Here is a 20,378-nt window from a genome sequence, read left to right as displayed (position 1 = left end):
GCCGGTGTCATCGTCGCGCTGACCCAACAGACGTCGCATGACATTTGGATCGTCGTCATCCTGTTCGCCGTGGCGGCCGTCTACTACTTCGGCTACCTGCACCGAGCCAAGAACGACCGCTGGGTGCCGCACACCGTCACCGCCGAGGAGGCGCTGTGACACCGCCAGTTGGGCGCGGCCGGGCCCGCGACCTCGGGTTTCCGGTCGGCCACCTGCCCACCGGCCCGCTCAACGCCATCACCGACGTCGCCGGCGTGCGGGTCGGTCACGCCACGGTATGGCGAGACGACGGTGTCACGGCCAGAACCGGTGCCACCGCAATCTGGCCACATGACGGCAACCCCTTCCGCGACCGCGTCTACGCGGCAACCAGCGTATTCAATGGATACGGGATTCTGACCGGCGACATCGTCATGCACGAATGGGGCCTGATCGGCGCGCCAATCGTATTGTGCGACACGGCAAATCTGGGCGTCGCCTACCAGGCCAGTGTTCGGTACATGTCGGACCTCGACGAGGTGGTGGGAACCGACGACGTTCTCATGCCCGTCGTCGCCGAATGTGACGACGGATTTCTCAATGACAACCGCGCCATCACCCTGACCGAGCCGGATGTCCGCAGTGCGCTGGACGCCGCGGGCACCGGCCCGGTGCCGGAAGGTGTTGTGGGAGCCGGTACCGGCACACAGATGTTCGACTTCAAGGGCGGAATCGGCACCGCATCGCGGATCCTCGAAATCGGTTCGCGCACATACACCGTCGGGGTTCTGCTCAACACCAACTACGGGACCCGGCAGCAGCTGCAGATAGCCGGTCACCCGCTGGGGCGTCAGCTGGTCGAGAACATGCCGGTGCACCACAAGGAAGGATCGTGTATCGCCGTCGTGGCGACGGACCTACCGCTGCACCCGAATCAGTTGCGGCGGTTGGCCCGCCGCGTCGACATCGGGTTGGGGCGGACGGGCAGCGTCGGCAACGACGGTTCGGGGGAGATCTTCCTTGCCTTCTCCACAGCGCACCGCATTCCCCGCGAGGCCCCGGACGGCTTGCTGTCGATAGAGGTGTTGGTGGAGGGCCAATTCTGGACGCAGGGCTCACCCTTCGATCTGATCTTCGACGCCGTCGCGGAAGCATCCGAGGAAGCCGCACTCAACGCGCTTTGCCAGGCCGCCACCGTACACGGACGCGACGGTCACGTGTTGTCGGGCTTTCCGATCGAGCAGGCGCTCGCCCAGATGAAGCGCGGCTAATGGGAGCGGCGCAGCGTCACCCGGTAGGTGTACTGCTCGGGCAGGAAGTGACTGACCGCCAGCTCGACGGGCGTGCCCGAGGCGTCGGAGTACAGGCGGTCTACCCGCAGCATCGGATGCCCGCGATGACAACCGACCGCAGCCGCGACGTCGTCATCCGCCGGGGACACCGTGATCGATTGTGCCGCTTCGGCTATCGGCTCTCTTAGGTGCGGTTCGGTGAGCCCGATGATGGTGCTGGTGCTGACGGCGCCATCGGTCACCTCGGGGCGACCGAGCACGGTCCTGGCCACCGGGTTGGGCAGATGGACGCGGGTCAGGACGAAGGGGACGCCATCGTGGAGCCTGCGCAAGACCACGGTGTGGACGACGTCGTCGACGAGTCGCAGTCGGCTGGCCGCATCGACGTCGACCCGCCGCCGGAGGCCGGAGATCACCTCCATGGTGGTGTCGTCGGACAGGCTCATCAGGTTCTCGATGGAGCCGAGCTGTCGCAGGTACCGGTGCTGGCCGTCGTGCGCGTAGGTGCCTCGGCCGGGGACCCGGTACACCGCGCCCTCGGCCACCAGATCCTGGAACGCGCGCCGCACGGTCTGCCGCGACAGCCCGTGCTGCGCGACGAGCTCTGACTCGGTGGGCAGCCGGACCCCGTTGCGATACACGCCAGCGGCGATGTCGTCCCGAAGACGTTGGCGCAGCATCTGATACGCCGGGGCCGCCCTCATGGTCAGATGCCGCCGCGGGCGACCAGCTGCCCCGCGATGACGTTGCGCTGGATCTCGTTGGTGCCCTCGCCGACGATCATCAGCGGCGCATCCCGGAAGTAGCGCTCGACGTCGTACTCGCACGAGTAGCCGTAGCCGCCGTGGATCCGCACCGCGTTCAGTGCGATCTCCATGGCCGCCTCGGACGCGAACAGCTTCGCCATGCCCGCTTCCATGTCGGCACGCTCGCCGCTGTCGTAGCGGTCCGCCGCATACAGCGTCAGTTGGCGTGCCGCGGTCAGTTTCGTGGCCATGTCGGCGAGGTAGTGCCCGATCGCCTGATGCTTCCAGATGGGCTGACCGAAGCTCTCGCGTTCCTGCGCATACGCCAGGGCATCCTCCAGTGCCGCCGTCGCGACCCCGAGCGCGCGGGACGCCACCTGGATGCGACCGGTCTCCAGACCCTTCATCATCTGCCCGAAACCCTTGCCCGGTTCGCCGCCGAGGACGGCCGTCGCGGGCAACCGGTAGTCGGCGAAGGAGAGTTCGCACGACTCGACGCCCTTGTACCCGAGCTTGGGCAGGTCCCGCGACACGGTGAGCCCGTCGCCGGGCTCGGAGAGCACGATCGAGATGCCCCGGTGCTTCGGCGTCGCGTCAGGGTCGGTCTTGCACAGCAGCGCGATCAGCCCCGAACGCCTGGCGTTGGAGATCCACGTCTTGGCGCCGTTGATCACCAGGTCGTCGCCGTCGCGGCGGGCGACCGTGGTCATGGCCTGCAGGTCCGAACCCCCGCCGGGCTCGGTCAGCGCCATGGTCGCCCGTAACTCGCCGGTGGCCATCGCGCGCAGATAGCGCCGCTTCTGCTCCTCGGTGCCGAAGAGGTCGAGGAGCTTGGCGACGACGGTGTGGCCGCCCATTGCCCCTGCGAGGCTCATCCAGCCTCGCGCGAGTTCCTGCGTCACCAGCACGTAGCACCGCGTCGACACCGGCGTGCCGTCGTACTCCTCGGGTACTGCCAACCCGAAGATCCCGATGCGCTTCATCTGGTCGATCCACGCCTCGGGGTAGGAGTTGGCGTGCTCGACCTCGCGCACGGTGGGCTTGACGTCCCGCTCGATGAACGCGCGGACCGTCTCGACCAGCATGAGTTCTTCGTCGGTCAGTTCCATGTACGGCCATATTGACACGCCGATCGCGGTACTGCCAGCATGTGAAGCTGTGACTTTGTACGGCCAAATATCCGGCGGCCCGTTCTTCGATGATCTGACACGGGGCCAGGTGTTCGACTCGGCGCCGTCGATGACGTTGACCCCCGGCACGGCCGCGGTGCATCAGTCGATCCTCGGGGACTCGATGCGGTTGCCCTTGGACGCCGCGCTGACCCAGGCGGTCACTGGCGCGTCCGCCGCGCTCGCCCACCCCGCGATGGTCAGCGACGTGGCGATCGGTCAGAGCACGCTGGCGACGCAGCGCGTCAAGGCCAACCTGTTCTACCGCGGCCTGGCGTACTTCCGGTTCCCGATCATCGGCGACACGCTCTACACCAGGACCGAAGTGGTTGGCCTGAAGCAGAATTCGGCCAAGCCCGGTCGTGCGCCCACCGGTTTGGCCGCCCTGCGTATGACGACCATCGACCAGGCCGACCGGCTGGTCCTCGACTTCTACCGCTGCGCGATGTTGCCGTTGAGTCCGGACGCGCCGGACACCGGACACGCAGACGACCTCTCGACCATCGGATCCGACTTGGCGGTGGGCGCCGATCCCACCGCGGACTGGGATGCCGAGGCCTTCCGCACCCGCGTACCAGGGCCGCACTTCGACGCCGACGTGGCGGGTGCGGTGCTGACGAGCACCGGCGACGTCGTCAGCAGCGCGCCGGAACTTGCCAGGATGAGCCTCAACATCGCTGCCACGCATCATGATTCGAGGGTGAGCGGTCGCCGGCTGGTGTACGGCGGGCACACCATCGGGCTGGCTCTTGCGCAGGCGACGCGGCTGATGCCCAATCTGGTCACCGTTCTCGGTTGGGAGTCCTGCGACCACACCGGACCCGTGCACGAGGACGACACGCTGTTCAGCGAGCTGCACGTCGAGGCGGCGCAGCCGTTGCCCGACGGCCGTGGTGGGGTGCTGGCACTGCGATCGCTGGTGTTCGCGGCCGGTGATCCCGACCGTCAGGTGTTGAACTGGAGGTTCAGCGCCCTCCAGTTCTAGGTGCGGGCACAATGGGCTGGTGGATGTCGGAGTGGACGCGCTGCAGCGGGACTGGGGGGCCTCTGGACTGGCCGACCTGACCGGGTGGGCGTCTGGTCGCGCCGACTTCTCCCGTGCCGCCGTTCTGGGCCACGCCCGGGCGACGGCCGACGGGCTCCATCGACGTCTCGGTGTCGCCGTGGACGCCGCCGAGATCCTGTCCGGCCGGGCGGCGTTGCTCGGACTGGCGCGCCGTGGCCGGGTGTCTGCGGGCGGTGCGAGCCACCTCATCGCCGCGTGCGACGGGTGGTGCGCGTTGACGCTGTCGCGGCCCGATGACGTCCATGCGGTGCCCGCGCTGGTGGAATCCGATGGGCCAGAGGATGACCCGTGGCCCGCGGTCGAGCGCTGGGCCTCCAGACGCACCGCCGCCGAAGTGGCCGCGCGCGCCAGGCTGCTCGGCCTGCCCGCGGCGGTTCTGGACGAGACCGTGGCCGCCGCGCCCGACGCGCGTCGCACCGGTCCGGCCACGACGCCACGCGATCCGTCCGAACTGCTCGTCGTCGACCTGTCGTCGATGTGGGCGGGCCCGCTGTGCGGGCAGCTGCTCCACCGGGCGGGGGCCACCGTCGTCAAGGTCGAGTCCAAGGCCAGGCCCGACGGGACCCGCGGCGGGACGCCTGCCTTCTTCGACTGGATGAACGGTGGGAAGCTCTGCTGCGAAGCTGATTTCGACGACAACCGGCGGCTCGGTGACCTGCTCGCCGCGGCCGACGTCGGCATCGAGTCGTCGCGGCCCGCCGCGTTGCGTCACCGCCGCCTCGGCGCAGGTGACGTCGCAGCGCGAGACGGCCGGGTCTGGATGCGGATCTCCGGTCACGGTGCCGACGGCGAGCGGGCGAACTGGCCGGCGTTCGGGGACGACGCCGCAGTGGCGGGTGGACTGGTGGGCCGCAGCGCTGAGGGCCCCGTGTTCTGCGGTGACGCGATCGCCGATCCGCTCACCGGGATGCAGGCGGCGCTCTGCGTCGCCGAATCCCTGGCCCGCGGGGGCGGCGAGGTCATCGACGTCGCGATGGCAGCGGTCGCGGCGACCTATGCGTCACTCGCCGTCGGACCCACTGACGGCAAGTGTCTTCCAGCGCCTCCCGAACCACCCACGCCCCAGACCCCGGCGGCAGCCCTCGGGGCGGACAACGACCACGTCGAGCGGCTGATCGCCGAACGGAGACTCGCCCCTTGCTGATTCAGCATGCGCAACTGCTCGATGGTGCTGTGGTCGACGTCAGGGCAGGCCACCGCATCGTCGAGGTGGCGACGCGTCTGACACCGGGCAGCGGAGAGTCGGTGTTGGACGCCTCCGGGTACACCCTGATCCCCGGGCTGCACGACCACCACGTCCACGTGCACTCCGCGGCCGCGGCCCTCGCTTCGGTGCGCGTGGGACCCCGGGAAGTCAACGACCACAACGGGCTTCGGGCCGCGCTGGCAACCGCGGACGTCGGAGACGACGGGTGGATCCGGGCCGTCGGCTACCACGAGGCAGTGGCGGGCATGCTGGACCGGGCGTTGCTCGACGAGGTGTCACCGCCGGTGCCGGTTCGTGTGCAGCACCGCAGCGGAATCCTGTGGACACTGAACTCCGCCGGCTTGACCCGCGTGGGCCTGGCCGGGCACCCGGACGGTCGCCTGCGCAGTGCCGATCCGAGCTGGTCGGGCGCGTTGCAGCGACGTGAGACCGGACTTGCGGACGTCGGACGCAGGCTCGCGTCGTACGGCGTCACCGGAATCACCGACGCCACACCGGATCTCGGGGTCACCGACATGGTGAAGTTCGCCGAGTCATGCCGCCGCGGGGAGCTCGCGCAGCACGTCCACTTCCTGGCGCCAGGCAAGCGAATTCTGCACGACGACGGCCTCGACCTCGACGAGCTCAGCGCGTGGATCGGTGCCCGCCACGACTCGGGTGCCGTCGTCGCCGTGCACTGCGTCACCGCGGCGCAGCTCGTCGTCACCATCGCCGCCCTGCGGGTGGCGGGCCCCCGACCGGGCGACCGCATCGAGCACGCCGCCGTCGTACCTGAGGACTGTCTGGGCGACCTCGCCGATCTCGGCGTAGTGGTGATCACGCAACCCAACTTCGTCACCGAGCGCGGCGACCAGTACCTCACCGACGTTCCGCGCGACGAGCATCACCAGCTGTGGCGGGTGGCGTCCCTGCTGGCGGCGGGCATTCCCGTCGCGATGTCGACCGACTTTCCGTTCGGCGACTCCGACCCGTGGGCGGCGATGCGCGCCGCGGTGAGCCGGACCACCTCGTCGGGAACGGTCCTCGGCGGGCCGGAACGCGTCGACGCCAGCACTGCGCTCGCGATGTTCCTGGGAACCGCCGAGCACCCCGGCCGGCCACGCTCGGTCACACCGGGTGAACCCGCCGACCTGTGCGTGCTCGCGGCGGGCCCCGGTGACGTGCTGCGCGAGTTGGATGCCGACATGGTCGCCGCCACCGTCATCGAAGGGCGCGTGGTGTTCGAGCGGGCGTGAATATCGACCCGAGTTTCGGCGTTTGAAGCGGCATGCAACGTATTTGGTTCATCACCGGTTCGTCGCGCGGGTTCGGCCGCGCATTGGTTCGGGCCGCGCTGGAGGCCGGCGACGGGGTCGCGGCCACCGCGCGTCGTCCCGAACAGCTCGCCGATCTCGTCGAGGCCTACGGCGACCGAATATTGCCGCTGGCCCTCGACGTCACCGACGCGTCGGCGGCCGCGGGGGCGATCGAGGCCGCGCGGGAACGGTTCGGTCGTATCGACGTGGTGGTCAACAACGCCGGGTACGCCAACGTCGCTCCGATCGAGACGGCCGACGACGAGGACTTCCGGGCACAGTTCGAGACCAACTTCTGGGGTGTCTACAACGTGTCGAAGGCCGTGATTCCCGTGCTGCGGGAACAGGGTGCGATGAGCGCTCGCACGAAGAGCAATGCCCGAGGCGGCTTGATCATTCAGTTCTCGTCGATGGGTGGCCGGGTCGGCGGTTCGGCCGGCGTCGCGTCCTATCAGGCTGCGAAGTTCGCCATCGACGGTTTCTCGCGCGTCCTTCAGGTGGAGACGGCTCCGTTCGGTGTGAAGGTGCTCGTCGTGGAACCCAGCGGATTCGCGACCGATTGGGCAGGCTCGTCGATGGCCGTCGCCGACGTCCCCGATGGCTACGCCGACACCGTCGGCGCGATGAGCCAGGTCCGCCAGAGCGACGCCATCACCGCGGGCGACCCGGCGCGAGCCGCGGAGATCCTGGTCCGCATGTCGCGGCGCGAGGACGTCCCGTACCACCTGCCTCTCGGGGTCAACGCCGCCGAGGGGTCGATCCGGCAGGACGAGCGTCTGCTCGCCGACGACCTGAAGTGGCGTGCCGTGAGCCGTTCGGCCGACTTCGCCGAGCCCTACCCGGTGGAGTTTCCGCCGGAGGTCTGAGTATCTGGAAATAAACTCAGCCTGGATGGTCTTGGACCCGGCATGGAGCACTTCACCTTCGGCCGGAACAACGGTATGCGCGTCTCGGCGCTCGCACTCGGCGCGGGCAACTTCGGCACCCGATGGGGCTACGGGGCGGAGCCCGAGACCGCCCGCGCGATGGTCGACCGTTTCGCCGAGGCGGGCGGAACCTTCATCGACACGGCCGCGGGGTACCAGGTCGGGGAGTCGGAGGAGATCCTCGGCCGCGTCCTGGCTGGCAGGCGTGACGAGTTCACCGTCGCGACCAAGTTCGCCATCGGCGGCACGTCGGCGGGTAGCGGTGTGCTGCGGACCGGAAACGGGAGACGGGCGATGGCCCGCTCGGTGGAGGCGAGTCTTCGCCGTCTGGACACCGACTACCTGGACATGCTGTGGGTGCACTTCCCGGACTTCGTCACGCCGATCGAGGAGATCCTGCGTGCATTCGACGATCTCGCGAGCTCGGGCAAGATCCTCTACGCCGGGCTGTCAAACTTCCCGGCGTGGATGACGTCCCGCGGGGTCACCCTGGCCGAGCTGCGCGGGTGGGCGCCGATCTCGGCGATCCAATTCGAGTACAGCCTCGTCGAGCGCAGCGGCGACCGTGACAACCTCCCGATGGCCGAGGCGCTCGGGATCGGGGCGGCGCTCTGGTCACCGCTCGGCGGTGGACTTCTGACGGGCAAGTACCGCAGCAGCGATGCGGGCCGGTTGAGCGAGTGGAACCGGTTGGTGCACGCCGAGGACGAGCCGGTGAAGGCGGCGACGGTCGATGCCGTGCTCGCGGCCGCCGATGGTCTCGGGGTGCCACCCGCGCGGGTGGCGGTGGCGTGGCTGCTCGAACGCGCGAGGCGATCGCCGACGGGGGTGGTGCCGATCACCGGTCCCCGCACCGTCGGGCAACTCGACGACTACGTCGCCGCGCTCGACCTGGAACTCGGCGCCGACGTCTACGACCGGATCGATGTGGCCAGCCGCATTCCACTCGGGCAGCCGCACGAGCAGAACGCGACGCAGCGGTCGGTGGCCGTCGGCGGCGACGGCTTCAGGCGTCGGCCGATTGCGTCTGCGTGAAGACCTGGCGCAACCAGTCGGTCTGGCTGGCGGAGAAGTCTTGCGACACCGCAGCCTTCGGCACGATGCCGTCGAAGGCGTGAAACGCTCCTGGCACGACTTCGACCTCGCACGGCACCCCGGCCGCCATGAGGCGTTCGGCGTAGCAGTCCTACATTTCTGCGCGAGCGTGCGTGTCTGCTCCGCGACACGCAGGTCGCGGCGGCAGTTCGCGCACCCTCACGTAGGCGGATCGCTCAGTCGCGGTCGTTGAGAATCGCCTCGAACGCCACCCGGTCGCCGCGGTAGAGCGAGCGCACCACTTCGATCGGTCGTCCCTCGGTGTCCAGCGATTGCCGGTTCAGCCGCAGCATCGGCATGGCGGTCGTCGACTCGAGCAGCGCCGCCTCCCGTGGGGATGCCAGCACCGTCTCGACCCGCTCGACTGCCGATCCGAAGTGGACTCCGGTCGCCCGGATCGCCGCGTACAGCGACGTCGTCGGATCGAACGTCTCGGTGAACTGCCCGAAGCGGTGCAGGGGCAGGTAGGTGCTCTCGAGCCCGATGCGCTGTCCGTCGGCGAGCAGCACGCGCTCGAGGTGCATGACGGCCTTGGCTTCCAAGCCGTCGGTGACGTCCAGAGCCGCCGCCAGCTCCTGGGTCGCCGCGACGTCTTCCCAGGTCACCAGGAGCCGGCCCGGCTTGCGGCCCATCCGCAGCGCACCCTCGGTGTAGGATTTCAGCGAAAGCGGCTGGACCAGTTTGGGTTTCGACACCACGGTGCCGCGACCGCGGCGCTCGATGCGCCCTTCGACCAAAAGTTCGTGCAACGCCTGCCGCAGGGTCTCGCGCGCGACGCCGAAGCGCAGGGCCAGTTCCCGCTCCGGCGGGAACGCGTCGCCCTCGACGAGGCCGTCGAGTAGCTCGTCGAGCGCCGTGCGGATGGCGTACGGCTTGCTCATCGCGACAGCCTTTGCTGCACAATCTGTTTCGCGATGGACAGCACGTCCTCAATTGTCGCAATCCTGCCATTGAGACTTGCGGCCGGGTCCTTGGCGGCGTCGTCGTAGCGCCGCAGTCGCAGGGCGTCCGGCCACCACGGGTGCGCGACGAGGGCCGGGTCGACCTCGGCACCGCCCTGGGCGCGCAGGGACAGCTCAGACGTCGACGTGAGAACCGATCCGTATCCCGGCTCGGTGGCCACCAGGTATCGCTTGGCGGCGACGTGCTGACCCGCCAACCACCCGACCCGCTCCCCGAATCGCGGCGTCAGCCACCGCCGGGCCGTCTCGTCGTGTCGTTCCGCCGCGGACGCGTCGAACGTCGGACTGTGCGCCAGGTCGTGCAGAGCGGCGGCGAGCGCCAGTTCGTCATCGGCCCCGTCGTCGATGGCGCGGGCTGCTGACTGGAGGGCGTGGTCGAGTTCGTCGACGGCCTCCTCGTCCCACACGTCACGCAGCGAGGTCAGGAGAGCGGCGGTTTCAGCGAGCGGATTCATCGGCTGCAGCTTACCCTTAATTGGTCTATACCAATTGTTAACCCGCTGTTCCGGTGCACAACACCGGGGCTTCGGCAGATCGTATCCCCGAGTCTGAAGGGTCACTGACCATGCGTGTGACGATCATCGGCGGCGGGATCCTCGGGACCACCCACGCACTCGAGGCGGTCCAACGGGGCCACCACGTCACCCAACTCGAACGCGAAGTCGAGGCCCGCGGGGCGACCGTCCGCAACTTCGGACTGGTGTGGGTGTCCGGCCGGGCCGGGCACGAACTCGGCGTGACCCTTCGGTCCCGCGAACTGTGGGAGCAGATCGGCGCCCGCATCCCCGGGGTCGGCTTTCGTCCGGCGGGCTCCCTGACGCTGCTGCGCACCCCGCGCGAGATCGAGGTCGCGGAACAGGCCGTCGCGCGGGACGACGCCGCGGCGCGTGGGTTCGAACTGCTCGAACCGGACCGGGTGCGAGCCCTGAACCCGGCGCTGCGCGGGAAGTTCCTTGCCGGCCTGCACTGTTCGCGTGACGCCGCCGTGGAATCCCGCCAGGCAATGCCCGCGATCCGCTCCCACCTCCACGCCACCGGGAGGTACGAGTTCGTGCCGGGCACCGAGGCCAGGTCCGTCGAAGGCACCGTGGTGCGCGACGACCGCGGCAGGAGATACGAGGCCGACCTCGTGCTGATCTGCCCCGGTGCGGCCCACGGCGGGCTGACCCGGGAGGTCGCGGGCGACCTGCCGGTGCGGCGCGTTCGGCTGCAGATGATGCAGACGGACCCGCTCGACGAGGCGCTCACCACCGCGATCGCCGATGGCGACAGCTTTCGCTACTACCCGGGGTTTGCGGGCAGTGCGCTGGATGAGTTGCGGGCCAACGAACCTCAGGATCCGGTGGCCGCCGCCGAGCGGATGCAGCTGCTCTGTGTCCAGCGCCTGCACGGCGGGCTGACCATCGGCGACACCCACTCCTACGACGAACCCTTCGCCTTCGACGTCGACGACGCGCCGTACGACTACCTCGTCGCACTCGTCGAAGAGTTCCTCGGCCGACCGCTGCCCCCTGTCCGTCGTCGGTGGGCGGGCGTGTACAGCCAGTGCGTCGATCCCGGCCAGTTGGTGTCCCGCATTGCCGCCGGCGACGGGGTGTGGGTGGTCACGGGCCCGGGTGGGCGCGGCATGACACTAGGGCCCGCGATCGCCGAACAGACCGCTGACCTGATCGCTCTATGAGAGGTAAATCGTTGTCCAACAATCATATTCAAGTCGTCGTGGTAGACATGGCAGGAACTACCGTCGCCGACGACGGGCTGGTGGTCGGCTCGTTCGAGGCGGCCGCGACCGCCGCTGGTCTCCCCGAGGGCGGCGCCGAGCGTGAGCGCGCCCGCCGCTACGTCCTCGACACCATGGGGCAGTCCAAGATCGCCGTCTTCCGCACCCTGTTCGGCGCCGAGGAACTCGCGCAACGGGCCAACGCCGCGTTCGAGAGCGCCTACGAGGCGGCGATCGACAACGGTCGGGCCAGACCCATCGACGGCGCGGCCGACGCCATCGCCCGGCTGCGCGACGCCGGTGTCCGGGTCGCGCTCACGACCGGTTTCAGTGGCGCCACGCAGGGGAAGCTGCTCGCGGCGCTGGGCTGGCAGTCGCTCGCCGACCTGGTGCTCGCTCCCGGCGACGGCGTGCGTGGGCGTCCGTACCCGGACTTGATCCTCACCGCGCTGATGCGACTGCAGGCCGACTCGGTGCGCAGTGTCGCCGCGCTTGGCGATACCAGCAGTGACGTCGACAGCGCCTTGCGGGCCGGATGTGCAATCGCCGCAGGCACTCTCAACGGTGCCCACGACGAGCGGCAGCTGCGGGAGGCAGGCGCCACGCATGTGGTGCCGACGGTCTCCGACTTCGCCGACCTGATTCTCACTACGAACGAGGACTGAACGATGAAACTCCGCAAGACCCTGGCGGCCCTCGCGGTCGTCGCACTATCCGTCACGTTGACCGCCTGCGGCGGCACCGGATCCTCGGGTTTGGGCAGCGGCGAGACGGTCACGGTGTACAGCGCAGACGGACTCGCCACCTGGTACAAGACCCAGTTCGACGCGTTCACCAAGAGCACCGGCATCAACGTCAACCTCGTCGAAGCCGGCTCCGGCGAGGTTGTTTCGCGCGTCGAGAAGGAGCAGTCCAACCCGCAGGCCGACCTTCTGGTGACCCTGCCGCCGTTCATCCAGAAGGCGGACCAGTCTGGTCTGTTGCAGCCCAGCGGCGTCGACACCGGCGGCATCCCGGCCGCACAGGTCGGCCCCGGTGGAAACTATCTGCCGATCGTGGACAACGCACTGAGCTTCATCGCCAACCCCGACGCCAACCCGAAGCCCGCCACCTGGAACGACCTGCTCGCGCCGGAATACAAGGGCAAGCTGCAGTACTCGACGCCGGGGCAGGCCGGTGACGGCACCGCGGTCCTGGTCCTCCTGCAGCATCTGATGGGAAAGCCGGCGGCACTGGACTACCTGGGCAAGCTGCAGGCGAACAACGTCGGGCCGTCCTCGTCGACCGGCAAACTGCAACCAAAGGTGAGCAACGGCGAACTCCTGGTGGCCAACGGCGACGTACAGATGAATCTCGGCTCGATCAAGGACGACGGTTCGAAGTTCGACGTCTTCATCCCCGCATCCGCCGACGGGAAGAGGACCACCGTCTCCCTGCCCTACGTCGGGGGTGTGACCAAGGGCGCCCAGCACGCCGATGGCGCCAAGAAACTGCTGGCGTTCCTCATCTCGGAGGACGTGCAGAAGACCGTGGCCCCGGACGCGCTCGGCATCCCGGTATTGGAGTCGCTGGTGGCGTCCGCGGAGGGGGCGGCCGGACCGAACACTCCGGCAGGCGTCTTGGCGGGCGTCGACGTATGGGTGCCAAACTGGAACACCGTCCTGACCGATCTCGACACCGACGTCGCCGCGTACCAGAAGGTCACCGGTAGCTGACCATGGCCGAGACCGGGCTGAATCGAACGACGGCTGCGGTCGGTGGTCGTGACGTGGCGATCACCGAAAACGGCATGCCCGCCATCACCTTCGACCGCGTCGGCGTGGCCTATGGTCGCGGCAAGAAGGCGACGATGGCGCTGATCGACTTCAATCTTCGCGTCTCTCCCGGTGAGACGGTCGCCCTGCTCGGTCCCAGCGGGTCGGGCAAGTCCACCGCGCTCAACGCGCTCGCAGGCTTCGTGCGCCCGACGACGGGAGCGGTGCGACTCGCCGGTCGCGACGTCACCGACCTTCCGCCCGCCAAGCGCGGGATCGGGGTGGTTCTGCAGTCCTATGCGCTGTTCCCGCACATGCGGGTGGCCGACAACGTCGCCTTCGGGCTGAAGTCGCAGCGGGTTCCGCGCGGTGAGGTCGGGTCCAGGGTCGCCGAGGCACTGGACATGGTCGGCATGTCGGCGTATGGAAAGCGCTTGCCTCGTGAGCTTTCCGGCGGACAGCAGCAGCGCATCGCCATCGCGAGGGCGTTGGCGATCCGGCCGAGGGTACTTCTGCTCGACGAACCGTTGGCCGCGTTGGACGCGCAGCTGCGGGGGTCCATGCTCACCGAGTTGCAGCGACTCAAGGAAGCGCTGCCCGACACCGCGATGCTGTACGTGACGCACGACCAGACCGAAGCCCTGGCCCTCGCGGACCGGATCGTGGTCATGAACGACGCCCGCCTGATGGACCTGGACACCGCCGAGAACCTTTGGAAGCGCCCGCCGAGCAGCTTCACGGCCGCCTTCCTCGGCGGTGCGAATCTGATTCCATGCACGGTCGGCCGGGTGATCGGCACGTCGGCACTCGTGACCTTCGCGCACAAGACGGTCGCCGCCGAGGCGCCGCAGCCGGCAGTCGGCCGGACCGACTGGGCGCCGGGGTCGAAGGCGCTGTTGTGCATAAGGCCGCACGCCGTGAAGATCGTCGGCCTCGGTGACCGGGATGCCCTGCGCGCGAACGTGAACGCAGCGGTGTGGCGTGGTGCCAACACCCGACTGGTGGTGTCGGTGCACGGGCTGCCCGATCAGCTGATCGACGTCGACGTGCCTGGAGCGGCGCAGTTCGACACCGGCAGCGAGATCGGGCTGCGCTTCCCCGAGCCGGCGGGCGTGCTGGTGCAGGCCTCGCCGTGACGACGCTGCTCGAGCCGCAATCGGACGCGCCGCCGACGCAGGCCCCGCCGAGGTCGCTGGCCGCGTGGTGGGCGGTGCCGCCGTTGGTCATCGTGCTGCTCTTCGCGGTCTATCCGTTGCTCAGGGTCTGCCTGGAGTCGACGAAAGGCGTTGGCGAAGAACGTGGTTGGTCGACCTGGACGACGGTGCTCTCGTCGGAGGCCTTCGGCGATGCTCTGTGGCGCACCGTGGCGATCGCTGCGACGTCGACCGCGGGATGCCTGCTCCTCGGTACCTTCCTCGCCATCGTCCTGGCGTTCGTGCCGTTCCCAGGCAATCACTTCGTCGGTCGCGTCATCGACACGGTGCTCGCGCTGCCGTCGTTTCTCATCACCCTGGCCTTCACGTTCCTCTACGGCACCGCGGGCGCAGTCAACGCCGCGATTGCGGGAGTCACGGGCGCCGCGGCGCCCGCCCTGGACTTCCTCAACACGCCCGCCGGGGTGATCGCCGCAGAGATCACGTTCTTCACGCCGTTCGTCATCCGGCCGCTGCTGGCGTCGTTCTCGGTGCTGCCGAGGGCGCAACTGGACGTCGCGGCCAGCCTGGGGGCCTCACCGGTGCGGGTGTTGCGAGCCGTCGTGATGCCCGAGGCGTGGCCCGCCCTGATGGCCGGGGGCAGCCTGGTACTGCTGTTGACGCTCAACGAATTCGGGATCGTGCTGTTCACCGGCGCGAAGGGTGTCACCACTCTGCCGGTGCTGATCTACACCCGTGGGATCGTGACCTTCGATCTGCCAGGCGCGGCCGTGATCGCAACGGTGCAGATCGTACTCTCGCTCACCCTCTACACGCTCTACCGGTTGATCTTCGCCCGCACGATGGCCCGACGAGGAAGGGGAGACGCGGATGTTGTTGTGGACCAGGCGTAGTCGGCTCGTCATCCTCGGCGTATTCGGCGCCGTGGTCGTCGTCGTATTCGTCGCGCCCCTGGCGACGGTGGTGTTCGCAGGTCTGGCCGGTTCGTGGACCGGAGCGCTGCCGTCGAACCTCGGCCTCGGCCACGTCGCGGATGCGCTGTCGGGGGAGAACCTGGCCAGCCTCTCAGTCAGTCTTCAGACTGCGGTCATCGCAGGCGGGTTGGCCCTGGTGCTCGGTGCCTGGGCGGCGCTCGCGTCGCGCATGTCACCGCCCTGGCTCAGCCGCGTCACCGATGCCGTGTTCCACCTGCCGATCGCGGTGCCGTCGGTGGCGATCGGCCTTGGGCTGCTGATCTCGTTCAACTCCCGTCCGCTGCTGCTCGGCGGCACCCGGTGGATCGTGATCCTCGCGCACGCCGTGCTCGTTCTGGCCTTCTCGTTCAGCGCCGTCTCCGCAGCGCTGGACCGTCTCGACCCCGCCTACCGCCAGGCAGCGGAATCCCTTGGGGCCAGCCCGGTTCGGGTCCTGGCGCGTGTCACCCTCCCGATGCTGCTGCCAGCTCTCGGCGCAGCGGCAGGGCTGGCCGTCGCGTTGTCGATGGGTGAGCTCGGCGCCACGGTGATGGTCTATCCCGCAACGTGGAAGACGTTGCCCATCAGCATCTTTGCGCTCACCGACCGTGGGCAGGCGTTCCAGGCCGCTGCCTGCACGACGATCTTGCTGCTGGTCACCCTGGTGGCGCTCGTCGGGTTGGGCCGCATCCGCGGCCGGGCCGCTCTGCGCTAGGGCTGTGGCGCGGCGGGCTCGGGCGGTACGTAGCCAGGAAGCGTGATCGGCGCGAGGCCGGGGATCTGCAGGATCCCGGGCTGAGGCTCGCTGTTCTCGCTCGGCGGGGCCGCGGGGCCTGGCGCGGGTCCGAGGGCCGGTGGCGGCTCCGCGGACGTCGTCGGGCCGGCCGCGGTGGTCGTCGTGGTCGTCGGAGGAGGAGGCGCGCTAGTGGTCGTCGGAGCAGGGGGCGCACTCTCGGTCGTTGGTGGCACCACCGGTGGCGCAACCGGTGGCGCTGGGCTGGCGGGCACCACGGTGGGCACCGGAACCAGCGGCTCCTCGTAGACGGGCGGCGGCGGCGCCTCGCGCGGACTCGGTACCGGCGCTGCCGGCGGGGGCAGGTCCGCAGGTGACAGATTCCTGGCGCTGTTGGTGCTGGCCGTCCAGCCCTGTTCGGCGGGCCTGCCCACGCTGCAGGACACCTGTCTGCTGCCCGCTGACCAACTGGCGGGGGACAGCGTCTCGTAGCCCAGCGACAGGTCCGATCGGGCCAACGTGGCGGGGGCCAGGTAGGCGTCGGCCGCCCGGGTGCAGGCCTCGCCGATGAACGCCCGCTGGTTGGCGTCTGACGGCAGCGCACCGGGGAACCGTTCGGCCAGGCTGACGGCGCCGGTGACCTCGAGCGCGTGCGGTGCCGTGCAGTCGACCGGAATGTCCGTGGAGCGATTGGACGAGTCGATGCCGAGGCACGTCCCCGCGGGCCAGACCTTCGACTGGTCGAGGTCGACGATGCGGCCCTTGAAGGTGATGGGCTTGCTGTCGGGGCCGAGCAGCTGCAGGCCGCACAACAAATTTCGACCGCCGGTGTTGGTGCCGTCGGCGTCGCCCGCCCACAGGACGCTGATCGTGAACTTGCTGCTCGGGTCATAGTGGGTGCCCAGGTACTCGCGCACGGCGAGCTGGCACGGCTCTCCGAAGCTGTTCATGCCGACCGGTTTCGCGACCTCGAACATGTGGGCGGAGCGGCACTGGACGAACGACGGTTTGTCCGGCGCATCCGGGGGCCAGCTGAGGCAGGTGCCGGTCTGCGCATTACTGAAGACGACGCTGGCGCGGCTGCCACCGTCGGCCGCGGGTCGCACTTCGGGGGTCAACGTGAACAACTCGATGACGCCCGCGACGAGCAGGACCATCATCAGCATGGTCAGAGCCCCTCGCCGACGGCCGTGGGCCAGCCGACGCCTGGTGGGACCATCGCCGCTGGAGCATCTTTCCTCCAGCGCCGCCAGCACGCACGCGAGGTCTGCGGCGCCCTTGCCCGCCGGCGGGGGCGTGCGAGGGTCCGTCACCGCCTACCGGCCCGCTGAAATGTCGGCACGCTCCCACTCTCTGCGTCGGTGACCTTGCCGAGTGTGCTAGTCACGGACATAGAGCTTGGCACAGCCCGAGGGACCACGCCACGCGCACCCGCGGACCGTGACCTGCCCGCCGACGGACTGAGGACGCGTCGTTACCTGTTGGTCATGCCGATTCCACCGCGTCGCGCGGAGCCGAGGTGTCTACTGATTCACGGTGAATTCACATTCTGTTCGGGCCGGACTCCGGCCCGCCGACTATGCGAGGTGAGTTTCATGGCACGCATCGACTTGACGGCCAAGATCCCCCTGATCGGCATGACCATGGTGTTCCTGGCGATGGGGATCGTCGCCGTCACCGCCTACCTGCACGCCGGCTGGTATTCGATCGTCGGGTACGCGATCGCGGCCGTGATCGCCGTGTTCGGCTTCGCCTTCACCTTCCGGGACATCAACGACACGTCCAAACCGCCGCCAGTGGTAGGGCCGTCGGACGGCGCGACTCGATGACGACCGAGCCCAAGCAGGAGGAGTACGACAACTCGGCGTTCACGACCGAGGACGCCGGCTACGAGAAGGGCCTCAAACCACGACAGCTCCAGATGATCGCGATCGGCGGCGCGATCGGCACCGGACTGTTCCTCGGCGCCGGTGGCCGACTGGCCAGCGCCGGGCCCGCTCTGTTCCTGGTGTACGCGTTCTGCGGCGTCTTCGTGTTCCTGATCCTGCGGGCGCTCGGCGAGCTCGTCCTGCACCGGCCGTCCTCGGGTTCCTTCGTGTCCTACGCCCGCGAGTTCCTCGGCGAGAAGGCGGCCTTCGTCGCCGGCTGGATGTACTTCCTGAACTGGGCCATGACGGCGATCGTGGACTCCACGGCGATCGCCACCTACTTCCACTTCTGGAAGGCGTTCGCCCCCATCCCGCAGTGGATCATCGCGCTGATCGCCCTGGCGATCGTGCTCGGGATGAACATGATCTCGGTGAAGGTGTTCGGTGAGCTGGAGTTCTGGGCCGCGCTGATCAAGGTCGTCGCGCTGGTGACGTTCCTTGTCGCGGGAACGATCTTCCTGGCGGGCCGCTACGACATCCAGGGTCAGTCGACCGGCTTCAGCGTGATCTCCGACCACGGCGGTCTGTTCCCGACCGGGCTCTTCCCGGTGGTCATCGTCACCTCCGGCGTGGTCTTCGCCTATGCCGCAGTCGAACTCGTTGGCACCGCCGCGGGCGAGACGGCGAACCCGGAGAAGATCATGCCGCGAGCAATCAACTCCGTCATCGCGCGCATCGCGCTGTTCTACGTCGGTTCCGTCTTCCTGCTCGGGCTTCTGCTCCCGTACACGGCATACAAGTCCGGGGAGAGCCCCTTCGTCACCTTCTTCTCCAAGATCGGTATCGAGGGTGCGGGCACGATCATGAACATCGTCGTGCTGACGGCCGCGTTCTCCAGCCTCAACGCGGGCCTGTACTCGACCGGCCGGATCCTGCGGTCGATGGCGATGAACGGCAGCGCGCCGAAGTTCACCTCGCTCATGAACAAACGCGGCGTGCCCTACGGCGGCATCTGCCTCACCGCCGTGATCGGACTCTTCGGCGTGCTGCTCAACGGCGTCGTCCCCGCGCAGGCATTCGAGATCGTGCTCAACGTCGCCGCGCTCGGCATCATCGCGTCCTGGGGCACCATCGTGATCTGCCAGATCCAGCTCTACCGGTGGTCGAGGAAGGGCATCCTGGAGCGGCCGTCCTTCCGACTGTGGGGAACCCCATACACCGGCTACCTGACGCTGGCGTTCCTCTTGGGCGTGCTGGTCTTGATGGCGCTGGACCCGCCGATAGGCACGTGGACCGTCGCGTCGCTGGTGCTCATCGTCCCGGCGCTGGTCGTCGGCTGGTTCGCCGTCCGGTCGCGGGTGCTGTCCGTCGCGCAGGAGCGCGAGGGATACACGGGCCAGTTCCCCGTGATCGCGAACCGGCCGCCGCCGGGTCAGAAGGATCAGAAGGATCGGAAGGATCAGAAGGAGTAGCACTACTTCAGCAGCGGATCGCGCGGCAGGCCCAGGATGCGCTCGGCGATGGTATTGCGGGTGATCTCGGAGGTCCCGCCCGCGATCGTCATCGCGCGGTTTCCCAGATAGGCCGTCGAGAGCTGCGGCGTGCCGCCCACCACGGCGGCGGTCCCGGACAGGTCCATGCCCAGTTCGGTCAGCCGTTGCGATTGTTCGGCTAGTAGCAGTTTGGTCACGTTTCCCTCGGGACCAGGTTCGGCGCCCGAGATGGCGCGCGTGACCCGCCGCAGGTTGAGCAGCCGCAGCGTGTGGGCCTCGGCGATCACCTCGCCCGCCCGCCGCACGTGGGTCGCCGCGGTATCGGTCGGCGCGCCGTCGAGCAGATTGATCAGGTCGTCGACGGTGAACCCGGTGGGCGCCGACGAGCCGCCGCCGATTGAGATGCGCTCATTGCCCAGCGTCGCGCGGGCCACCAGCCAGCCGCGGTTCACCTCGCCGACCACGTCGGAGTCGGGGACGAACACGTCGTCGAAGAAGACCTCGTTGAAGTGCGCGTGCCCGGTGAGGCCCTTCAGCGGATTGACCTTCACCCCAGGCGCCAACATGTCGATGGCCACCATCGTGACGCCCGCGTGCTTGGCCGCGTCGGGATCGGTGCGCACCGTCGCCAACCCCCACTGGCATTGCTGCGCCAGGCTGGTCCACACCTTCTGGCCGGTGACCAGCCAGCCGCCGTCGACCTTCTTGGCGGCCGTGCGCACCGCGGCGGCGTCGGAACCCGCGCCGGGTTCCGAGAACAGCTGGCACCACATCACTTCGCCGCGGAGTACCGGTTCGACCCAGCGGTCGCGCTGTTCGTCGTTGCCCGCCTGGGCGATGGTGAGCGTGACCCAGCCCGTGATGCCCATGTCGGCGCGCTCGACGCCCTTGAATTCCCCCGTCGCTTCGCTCGCCCCCGGGCCGAATTCCCCCGTCGCTTCGCTCGCCCCCGGGCCGAATTCCCCC

The 20,378-nt window shown here is 68.8% G+C and carries 19 protein-coding genes and 2 pseudogenes; 14 read left to right on the top strand and 7 right to left on the bottom strand.

Annotated elements, in window-relative coordinates:
• Positions 1–155 precede the first annotated feature (155 nt).
• On the top strand, positions 156–1,250 hold the full coding sequence (locus QOI01_RS18935; protein ID WP_526383612.1) for a P1 family peptidase: 1,095 nt from the start codon (positions 156–158) through the stop codon (positions 1,248–1,250).
• Here QOI01_RS18935 and QOI01_RS18930 read toward each other — a convergent pair.
• Positions 1,247–1,975, bottom strand: coding sequence for a GntR family transcriptional regulator (locus QOI01_RS18930; protein WP_526383610.1), 729 nt, complete (start codon positions 1,973–1,975; stop codon positions 1,247–1,249). The genes QOI01_RS18935 and QOI01_RS18930 overlap by 4 nt on opposite strands.
• Positions 1,976–1,977: 2 nt before the next feature.
• Entirely contained in the window at positions 1,978–3,126 is a 1,149-nt protein-coding gene (locus QOI01_RS18925; RefSeq protein ID WP_526383608.1) for an acyl-CoA dehydrogenase family protein, read from the bottom strand.
• Between QOI01_RS18925 and QOI01_RS18920 the strand changes: the two genes are divergently transcribed.
• The 5 genes from QOI01_RS18920 to QOI01_RS18900 are packed head-to-tail and all read left to right on the top strand — an operon-like array spanning position 3,125 to position 8,715.
• Positions 3,125–4,171, top strand: a complete 1,047-nt coding sequence (locus tag QOI01_RS18920; RefSeq protein WP_526383606.1) for a MaoC family dehydratase — start codon at positions 3,125–3,127, stop codon at positions 4,169–4,171. The two genes, QOI01_RS18925 and QOI01_RS18920, sit on opposite strands and share 2 nt — an antisense overlap.
• Positions 4,172–4,190: 19 nt before the next feature.
• Positions 4,191–5,396 (top strand): CoA transferase, encoded by a 1,206-nt coding sequence (locus tag QOI01_RS18915; protein WP_526383604.1) that lies wholly within the window; start codon positions 4,191–4,193, stop codon positions 5,394–5,396.
• A complete protein-coding gene (locus QOI01_RS18910) occupies positions 5,390–6,694 on the top strand; it encodes an amidohydrolase family protein (protein WP_526383602.1) in 1,305 nt (434 codons plus the stop codon). The genes QOI01_RS18915 and QOI01_RS18910 overlap by 7 nt, the downstream gene beginning before the upstream one ends.
• A gap of 32 nt (positions 6,695–6,726) precedes the next feature.
• Entirely contained in the window at positions 6,727–7,620 is an 894-nt protein-coding gene (locus tag QOI01_RS18905; RefSeq protein WP_526383600.1) for an SDR family oxidoreductase, read from the top strand.
• 42 nt (positions 7,621–7,662) lie between these two features.
• Positions 7,663–8,715: an aldo/keto reductase gene (locus tag QOI01_RS18900; RefSeq protein WP_526383598.1), complete on the top strand. Its 1,053-nt coding sequence runs from the start codon at positions 7,663–7,665 to the stop codon at positions 8,713–8,715.
• Here QOI01_RS18900 and QOI01_RS18895 read toward each other — a convergent pair.
• The 3 genes and pseudogenes from QOI01_RS18895 to QOI01_RS18885 form a co-directional block, all read right to left on the bottom strand.
• Positions 8,687–8,860 (bottom strand): annotated as a pseudogene (locus QOI01_RS18895) (alpha/beta hydrolase); the annotation flags it as partial. The gene QOI01_RS18900 and the pseudogene QOI01_RS18895 sit on opposite strands and share 29 nt — an antisense overlap.
• Before the next feature lie 91 nt (positions 8,861–8,951).
• A complete protein-coding gene (locus QOI01_RS18890; RefSeq protein ID WP_526383596.1) occupies positions 8,952–9,656 on the bottom strand; it encodes a GntR family transcriptional regulator in 705 nt (234 codons plus the stop codon).
• Positions 9,653–10,192, bottom strand: coding sequence for an HD family phosphohydrolase (locus QOI01_RS18885; protein WP_526383594.1), 540 nt, complete (start codon positions 10,190–10,192; stop codon positions 9,653–9,655). Before QOI01_RS18885 ends, QOI01_RS18890 begins: the two co-directional genes overlap by 4 nt.
• A 110-nt stretch (positions 10,193–10,302) precedes the next feature.
• On the opposite strand from QOI01_RS18885, the gene QOI01_RS18880 reads away from it, so the two are divergent.
• From QOI01_RS18880 to QOI01_RS18855, 6 genes are read left to right on the top strand one after another with little or no spacing between them, the layout of a single operon-like run.
• Entirely contained in the window at positions 10,303–11,418 is a 1,116-nt protein-coding gene (locus tag QOI01_RS18880) for a TIGR03364 family FAD-dependent oxidoreductase (protein ID WP_526383592.1), read from the top strand.
• A 47-nt stretch (positions 11,419–11,465) separates the two neighbouring features.
• Positions 11,466–12,122, top strand: a complete 657-nt coding sequence (locus QOI01_RS18875) for a phosphonatase-like hydrolase (RefSeq protein WP_526383590.1) — start codon at positions 11,466–11,468, stop codon at positions 12,120–12,122.
• A 3-nt stretch (positions 12,123–12,125) separates the two neighbouring features.
• Positions 12,126–13,172: a 2-aminoethylphosphonate ABC transporter substrate-binding protein gene (locus QOI01_RS18870; protein WP_526383588.1), complete on the top strand. Its 1,047-nt coding sequence runs from the start codon at positions 12,126–12,128 to the stop codon at positions 13,170–13,172.
• Positions 13,173–13,174: 2 nt separating this feature from the next.
• Positions 13,175–14,347, top strand: coding sequence for an ABC transporter ATP-binding protein (locus QOI01_RS18865; RefSeq protein ID WP_526383586.1), 1,173 nt, complete (start codon positions 13,175–13,177; stop codon positions 14,345–14,347).
• Positions 14,344–15,258 carry a 2-aminoethylphosphonate ABC transporter permease subunit gene (locus tag QOI01_RS18860; RefSeq protein WP_526383584.1) on the top strand — a complete coding sequence of 305 codons (915 nt, stop codon included), beginning with the start codon at positions 14,344–14,346 and terminating at the stop codon, positions 15,256–15,258. Before QOI01_RS18865 ends, QOI01_RS18860 begins: the two co-directional genes overlap by 4 nt.
• On the top strand, positions 15,236–16,033 hold the full coding sequence (locus QOI01_RS18855; RefSeq protein ID WP_526383582.1) for an ABC transporter permease: 798 nt from the start codon (positions 15,236–15,238) through the stop codon (positions 16,031–16,033). The genes QOI01_RS18860 and QOI01_RS18855 overlap by 23 nt, the downstream gene beginning before the upstream one ends.
• Here QOI01_RS18855 and QOI01_RS18850 read toward each other — a convergent pair.
• A complete protein-coding gene (locus QOI01_RS18850; protein ID WP_526383580.1) occupies positions 16,030–17,364 on the bottom strand; it encodes a septum formation family protein in 1,335 nt (444 codons plus the stop codon). The two genes, QOI01_RS18855 and QOI01_RS18850, sit on opposite strands and share 4 nt — an antisense overlap.
• A gap of 282 nt (positions 17,365–17,646) precedes the next feature.
• Here QOI01_RS18850 and QOI01_RS18845 point away from each other — a divergent pair.
• Positions 17,647–17,826 (top strand): annotated as a pseudogene (locus QOI01_RS18845) (hypothetical protein); the annotation flags it as partial.
• A 50-nt stretch (positions 17,827–17,876) separates the two neighbouring features.
• The gene (locus QOI01_RS18840) at positions 17,877–19,391 is read left to right on the top strand and encodes an amino acid permease (protein WP_526383578.1); all 1,515 of its coding nucleotides are present in this window, start codon (positions 17,877–17,879) and stop codon (positions 19,389–19,391) included.
• Positions 19,392–19,393: 2 nt separating this feature from the next.
• Here QOI01_RS18840 and QOI01_RS18835 read toward each other — a convergent pair.
• A partial coding sequence (locus QOI01_RS18835; protein WP_526383576.1) for an acyl-CoA dehydrogenase family protein occupies positions 19,394–20,378 on the bottom strand: 985 nt, incomplete at its 5' end.

The sequence above is a fragment of the Mycobacterium sp. genome (genome assembly GCF_032162605.1).
Lineage (GTDB): Bacteria > Actinomycetota > Actinomycetes > Mycobacteriales > Mycobacteriaceae > Mycobacterium.
This window is presented reverse-complemented; position numbering and strand designations above follow the sequence as displayed.